Here is a 519-nt window from a genome sequence, read left to right as displayed (position 1 = left end):
GGCCAGGACAGTCGATCCAGAAGGGCGTCTTCATGGCCGCCGAGGATCGCTGGCAATCATCGCTGCTGCCTCCGGAAGTTCCCGGCGCCACCATCGCCGGCACCATCGCCCTGCCGCATCTCGGCCGCTGGTTTCCAGGCGGCCTGCTCAGGACCCAGCGCGAGCGAAAGGTTTCCGCCGAGGCGATAGTGCGGCTTGGCATCAAGGCGCGCGGACCGGACGACACGTTGGACGAACTTTCCGGCGGCAACCAGCAGAAGGTCGTGCTCGCCCGCTGGCAGGCGGCACCTTGCCGGCTGCTCTTGCTCGACGAACCGTTCCAAGGCGTCGATGTCGGCGCGCGCGCCGACCTGATCGCCGCCATCCGCGGCAGCCAGAGCGGCTCGGCGACCCTGATCGCGACTAGCGATACCGAGGAAGCGCTGGAGGTTGCCGACCGCATCCTCGTCATGCGCAACCATTCCCTTCATACTGCCGAAGACGGCCATGGCCCGCTCACCGACCGGATCGACAAGGTCG

Annotated in this window: 1 protein-coding gene; it reads left to right on the top strand. The window is 67.4% G+C overall.

Annotation, left to right across the window (positions count from 1 at the left end; all coding sequences use genetic code 11):
• The coding region (locus tag EN745_RS35635; RefSeq protein ID WP_145992368.1) for an ATP-binding cassette domain-containing protein at window positions 1–519 on the top strand (519 nt) is incomplete at both ends.

Source organism: Mesorhizobium sp. M4A.F.Ca.ET.022.05.2.1, from assembly GCF_003998845.1.
GTDB lineage: Bacteria > Pseudomonadota > Alphaproteobacteria > Rhizobiales > Rhizobiaceae > Mesorhizobium.
The sequence above is the reverse complement of the archived record's forward strand: the minus strand, read 5'-3'. Positions and strand labels throughout refer to the sequence as shown.